A 5,482-nucleotide genomic window follows, 5' to 3' on the forward strand; every position below is an offset into this window, starting at 1 on the left:
ACCAATGCTGGCAACTAACTCAAATGTAGCATATTTACATTTGTTGTCAGAATACATTTAAATGGGTTATGAATGGTGGTTGTGATATTTTAAGAATCTAAAATCATCCGAATAATTTCACCTTGGGGAGGTCGAAAATCCTCGTAGCCCCAGAATCGTTTCAAGGCTGCACGAACATTATCCCATTGATGATTCCTGGATTGATTACTATTAATATTATTGCTAGTATTATTGCTAGTATTTTGAACAACCATCCTGCTTCACTCCCGTGTCTTGATGCAGTCGCTCATGGGGGGAACCCCCGCGTGAAGGCGCTGCATCGCTTGATTCCTTCTAAGCTTAGAGAAATGCTGAACGGTTATACACTAGAATATCAACGGATTTTGCTAGGATGATTACTGAAAGGATGTCCGTGATATTCCCTAGGAAAGACATTGTTTAACCACTCCACCTCGTAAACTGCGAAAACCATGAGATTCATTAGTCCCAAAACTGACTTTGCTTTCAAAAAAATCTTTGGCTCAGATGAAAGTAAGGATATTCTAATTTCCTTTCTCAATGCCATGATCTACTCTGGGGAGTCGGTAATCCAGGATTTAGAAATTCTTGATCCCTACAGTGCCGGGGATGTAGTGGAGTTAAAAGACACTTATCTGGATGTTAAGGCAGTATTAGAGGATCGAACAACTGTGCTGATTGAAATGCAAATCTGGAATGTAGAGGCTTTCGAGAAGCGAGTGGTGTATAACTTGTGCAAAACCTATGGTAATCAACTAAAATCGGGACAAGGATATTTCGATCTCAATCCAGTCATTGCGTTAACCATCACCGATTTTCAGTTATTCCCATCAACCGAGAAAGTAATTAGCTGTTTTTACTTTCAAGAAAAAGAAGAGCGCTTCGCTTATCAGGAAAATGAATTGAAGATGGTGTTTGTGGAACTTCCCAAATTTAATAAACAGCTGGAAGAGTTAGAAAGTGTGATAGATAAGTGGATATATTTTATCAAAGAAGCACCCAGCTTAGAAATTATTCCTGACAATCTCAGGGAAGTACCACAGCTAGAAAAAGCCTTAACTATAGCCAATAAAGCGGGGTTGAGTGTGTCAGAATTGGAAAAACTCCGCAAGCAGGAGATGGTGTTAGAAGACACACGCGGTGCATTGAGTCTAGCTCAACGGGAAGGAATAGAACAGGGAATAATACAGGGAATAGAACAGGGAATAATACAGGGAATAGAACAGGGAATAGAACAGGGACGAGTACAAGGGGAAAAAAGGGTAATATTGCGACAGCTTGAGCGCCGTTTTGGCAAACTAACCAGTAATATCATCGCATTAATCGAAGCTTTGACGAATCAAGAGCTAGAGCGTTTATCAGAAGCCATCTGGGATTTTAAAACCAGTGAAGACTTACTCAACTGGCTCCAAGATAACTCTAACTAAAATCAAGGGCTTTATCATAGCTTGACTCCATAAACAAGATCCAGGTGCGATCAATTTTTTAACTGGGATTCACTACACTGTCTGAGATAGTGTTAACTTTGAACAATTTGCCTTGGCTTACGATAATATCTGCAAATACTTAGCAGAAGAATACCCATCGGAGTTTTTTCATTGGCTATTGGGTGAAGAACCTAGAGATATTCAGGTACTGAAAGCCGAATTAAGTGCTGAACCAATTAAAGCTGATGCTCTGAGTCTACTGCAAAGCACTAACCAAATTCTGCACCTAGAATTTCAAACCCTACCCCAATCCGAGCCACCACTACCATTTCGGATGTTAGACTACTGGGTCAGACTACACCGCAAATACCGATGTCCCATTAACCAGGTGGTGATTTTCCTAAAGTCTACGACCTCCGATTTGGTATTTACGAACGAGTTTAGGGATACTAATACTTGGCATCGTTATCAAGTAATTCGCTTGTGGGAGCAAGACCCATTACCACTGTTGGCCAATCGAGCTCTGTTACCCTTGGCCACTCTAGCTAGGAGTAATAACCCTAATCAATTGTTACAGCAAGTGGTTGCGGAAGTGGATACAATTGAAGAAAAACCATTACGGGGAAACCTAGCAGCTTGTGTGGATGTACTGGCTGGTTTGCGGTTTGATAAAGCTTTAGTCCGTCGATTATTATCAGAGGAAGTTATGGAAGAATCAGTCACCTATCAAGATATTATCCAAAAGGGAGTCCAAAAGGGACTCCAGCAGGGACTCGACCGAGGAAAGCAGGAGGAAGCGGTATTAATAGTGATGCGTTTGCTAACCCTGAGGTTAGGTTTACTTGACCCTGTGCTCCAACAGCGGATTGAGGGATTATCGATTACTCGATTGGAGGAATTGAGTGAAGCGTTGTTGGATTTTAAGACCGCAACGGATTTAGCGGTTTGGTTGGAGCACGGCTGATATTGAACTGTTAGTGTTCACCAGGATTTTTGGTGGGAAGATGATTTTGATAAGACCTGATTAGATCAGGTCTTTTTTAGATCTTATCTAAATCATTAGTGCTGGGGTATCATAGCTTGACTCCATAAACAAGATCCAGGTGCGATCAATTTTTTGGATGGGATTCACTACACTGTCTGAGATAGTGTTAAGTTTAAACAATTTGCCTTGGCTTACGATAATATCTGTAAATACTTAGCAGAAGAATACCCATCGGAGTTTTTTCAGTGGATATTGGGTGAAGAACCTAGAGATATTCAGGTACTTAAAGCCGAATTAAGTGCTGAACCAATTCACGCTGATGCTCTGAGTCTACTGCAAAGCACTAACCAAATTCTGCACCTAGAATTTCAAACCCTACCCCCATCCGAGCCACCACTACCATTTCGGATGTTGGACTATTGGGTTAGACTACAACGCAAGTACCGATGTCCGATTGAACAGGTCGTGATTTTCCTAAAATCTACGACCTCAGATCTGGTATTTACTAACGAGTTTAGGGATACTAACACCTGGCATAGTTATAGAGTAATTCGCTTGTGGGAGCAAGACCCATTACCACTGTTGGCCAATCGGGCTCTGTTACCCTTGGCCACTCTAGCTAGGAGTAATAACCCTAATCAATTGTTACAGCAAGTGGTTGCGGAAGTGGATAACATTGAAGAAAAACCATTACGGGGAAACCTAGCGGCCTGTGTGGATGTGCTGGCTGGTTTACGGTTTGAGAAAGAGTTAGTCCGTCGATTATTGAGGGAGGAAGTTATGGAAGAATCAGTCACTTATCAAGATATTATCCAGAAGGGAGTTCAAAAGGGACTCCAGCAGGGACTCGACCGAGGAAAGCAGGAGGAAGCCCTATTGCTTGTGATACGTCAGCTAACCCTGAGGTTAGGTTTAATTGACCCTGTGCTCCAACAGCAGATTGAGGGATTATCGATTACTCGATTGGAGGAATTGAGTGAAGCGTTGTTGAATTTTGAGACAGTAACAGATTTAGGGGTTTGGTTGGAGCAAGGCTGACATTGAACTGTTAGTGTTCGCAAGGATTTTTGGTGGGCACATGATTTTGATAAGACCTGATCTAATCAGGTCTTTTTTAGATCTTATCTAAATCATTAGTGCTGGGGTATCATAGCTTGACTCCATAAACAAGATCCAGGTGCGATCAATTTTTTAACTGGGATTCACTACACTGTCTGAGATAGTGTTAAGTTTAAACAATTTGCCTTGCCCTACGATAATATCTGTGTCTTGATGCAATAGCGAGTGGGGGAAACCCCCAAGACCGCGCTGCATCGCTAAATACTTAGCCGAAGAATACCCATCGGAGTTTTTTCAGTGGATATTGGGTGAAGAACCTAGAGATATTCAGGTACTTAAAACGGAATTAAGTGCTGAACCCATTCAAGCTGATGCTCTGAGTCTACTGCAAAGTACTAACCAAATTCTGCACCTAGAATTTCAAACCCTACCCCCATCCGAGCCACCACTACCATTTCGGATGTTAGACTACTGGGTCAGACTACAACGTAAATACCGATGTCCCATTAACCAGGTAGTGATTTTCCTCAAGTCTACGACCTCAGATCTGGTATTTACGAACGAGTTTAGGGATACTAATACTTGGCATCGTTATCAAGTAATTCGCTTGTGGGAGCAAGACCCATTACCACTGTTGGCCAATCGGGCTTTGTTACCCTTGGCAACTCTAGCTAGGAGTAATAACCCTAATCAATTGTTACAGCAAGTGGTTGCGGAAGTGGATACAATTGAAGAAAAACCATTACGAGGAAACCTAGCAGCTTGTGTGGATGTACTGGCTGGTTTACGGTTTGATAAAGCTTTAGTCCGTCGATTATTATCAGAGGAAGTTATGGAAAAATCAGTCACCTATCAAGATATTATCAAAAAGGGAGTCCAAAAGGGACTCCAGCAGGGACTTGACCGAGGAAAGCAGGAGGAAGCCCTATTGCTTGTGATACGTCAGCTAACTCTGAGGTTAGGTTTACTTGACCCTGTGCTCCAACAGCGGATTGAGGGATTATCCATTACTCGATTGGAGGAATTGAGTGAAGCGTTGTTGGATTTTAACACAGCAACTGATTTAGAGGTTTGGTTGGAGCACTAAATCCCAATTTTAGAATTAAGAATTTAGAATTAAGAATTATAGATTCTTCATTCTTCATTCTTCATTCTTCATTCTTCATTCTGACAAAAAACCTTGGCCAAAAGCCCACGCTTGCGCGTTCAACCTCAGAACCTTGATACATTAGGATTGCTCAATAGGAATGCCGATTCAAACCACAGGAGTTATAACATGGCAGGAAAGCAAATCTTAATGCTTGTAGGTGACTTTGTAGAAGACTACGAAGTGATGGTTCCCTTCCAAGGGTTGCAGATGGTAGGACATACCGTTGATGCTGTCTGTCCTGACAAAAAAGCTGGGGACATTGTTCGCACAGCGGTTCATGACTTTGAAGGCGACCAGACTTACACGGAGAAGCCTGGTCACAACTTCACCCTCAATGCCACCTTTGATGGGATCAATCCTGAAGATTATGACGCCCTAGTGATTCCAGGGGGAAGAGCACCAGAATACATCCGTCTGAATCAAGATGTGATCAAAATCGTGCAGCACTTTGCCCAAGCCAACAAACCAATCGCAGCAATTTGTCACGGTGCTCAATTGTTGGCAGCAGCAGATGTAATCGAGGGTAAAAAATGTTCCGCTTATCCAGCCTGTGGTCCCGATGTTACCCGTGCTGGTGGAAGCTATGCTGATATCCCAGTAGATCAAGCAATCGTAGACGGTAATTTAGTAACAGCTCCCGCTTGGCCTGCTCATCCCCAGTGGCTAGCAGAATTCCTCAAGGTTTTAGGTACTCGCATTGAGCATTGATAGCAGTTGTCCATGGGGTGAGGTTAAATATACATAAAATAGCGATGCTCTTAAGGCCAAAGGCCACGCTACGCGAACAGAGCCGCTACGCGATCGCAAACTCATCTGCGATCGCACTGGCTCACCATAATTGCT

Annotated in this window: 7 protein-coding genes; 5 read left to right on the forward strand and 2 right to left on the reverse strand. The window is 42.7% G+C overall.

The window, feature by feature from the left end:
- Window positions 1–89: 89 nt before the first annotated feature.
- Entirely contained in the window at window positions 90–254 is a 165-nt protein-coding gene (locus F6K52_RS31530) for a hypothetical protein (protein WP_293088214.1), read from the reverse strand.
- A 216-nt stretch (window positions 255–470) separates the two neighbouring features.
- Between F6K52_RS31530 and F6K52_RS31535 the strand changes: the two genes are divergently transcribed.
- The 3 genes from F6K52_RS31535 (at window position 471) to F6K52_RS31545 (ending at window position 3,468) form a co-directional block, all read left to right on the forward strand.
- Window positions 471–1,445: an Rpn family recombination-promoting nuclease/putative transposase gene (locus tag F6K52_RS31535; protein WP_293088216.1), complete on the forward strand. Its 975-nt coding sequence runs from the start codon at window positions 471–473 to the stop codon at window positions 1,443–1,445.
- 112 nt (window positions 1,446–1,557) lie between these two features.
- A complete protein-coding gene (locus F6K52_RS31540) occupies window positions 1,558–2,409 on the forward strand; it encodes a DUF4351 domain-containing protein (protein WP_293088218.1) in 852 nt (283 codons plus the stop codon).
- 207 nt (window positions 2,410–2,616) lie between these two features.
- The gene (locus F6K52_RS31545; protein WP_293088220.1) at window positions 2,617–3,468 is read left to right on the forward strand and encodes an Rpn family recombination-promoting nuclease/putative transposase; all 852 of its coding nucleotides are present in this window, start codon (window positions 2,617–2,619) and stop codon (window positions 3,466–3,468) included.
- Window positions 3,469–3,621: 153 nt separating this feature from the next.
- On the opposite strand, the gene F6K52_RS31550 is transcribed toward F6K52_RS31545, so the two are convergent.
- Window positions 3,622–3,744 carry a hypothetical protein gene (locus F6K52_RS31550; protein WP_293088222.1) on the reverse strand — a complete coding sequence of 41 codons (123 nt, stop codon included), beginning with the start codon at window positions 3,742–3,744 and terminating at the stop codon, window positions 3,622–3,624.
- Between the two features lie 49 nt (window positions 3,745–3,793).
- On the opposite strand from F6K52_RS31550, the gene F6K52_RS31555 reads away from it, so the two are divergent.
- Complete coding sequence (locus F6K52_RS31555; RefSeq protein WP_293088224.1) at window positions 3,794–4,576, forward strand: DUF4351 domain-containing protein; 783 nt, start codon at window positions 3,794–3,796, stop codon at window positions 4,574–4,576.
- Window positions 4,577–4,765: 189 nt separating this feature from the next.
- Window positions 4,766–5,347: a DJ-1/PfpI family protein gene (locus F6K52_RS31560; protein ID WP_293088226.1), complete on the forward strand. Its 582-nt coding sequence runs from the start codon at window positions 4,766–4,768 to the stop codon at window positions 5,345–5,347.
- The last annotated feature ends 135 nt before the right edge of the window (window positions 5,348–5,482 follow it).

The organism is Moorena sp. SIO3H5 (genome assembly GCF_010692395.1).
Lineage (GTDB): Bacteria > Cyanobacteriota > Cyanobacteriia > Cyanobacteriales > Coleofasciculaceae > Moorena.

Excerpts from the sequence above, each read along its gene's own strand:
- F6K52_RS31560 (WP_293088226.1), top strand. The coding sequence starts at position 4,766 with ATGGCAGGAAAGCAAATCTTAATGCTTGTAGGTGACTTTGTAGAAGAC.
- F6K52_RS31535 (WP_293088216.1), top strand. The coding sequence starts at position 471 with ATGAGATTCATTAGTCCCAAAACTGACTTTGCTTTCAAAAAAATCTTT.
- F6K52_RS31550 (WP_293088222.1), bottom strand. The coding sequence starts at position 3,744 with ATGCAGCGCGGTCTTGGGGGTTTCCCCCACTCGCTATTGCATCAAGAC.
- F6K52_RS31530 (WP_293088214.1), bottom strand. The coding sequence starts at position 254 with ATGGTTGTTCAAAATACTAGCAATAATACTAGCAATAATATTAATAGT.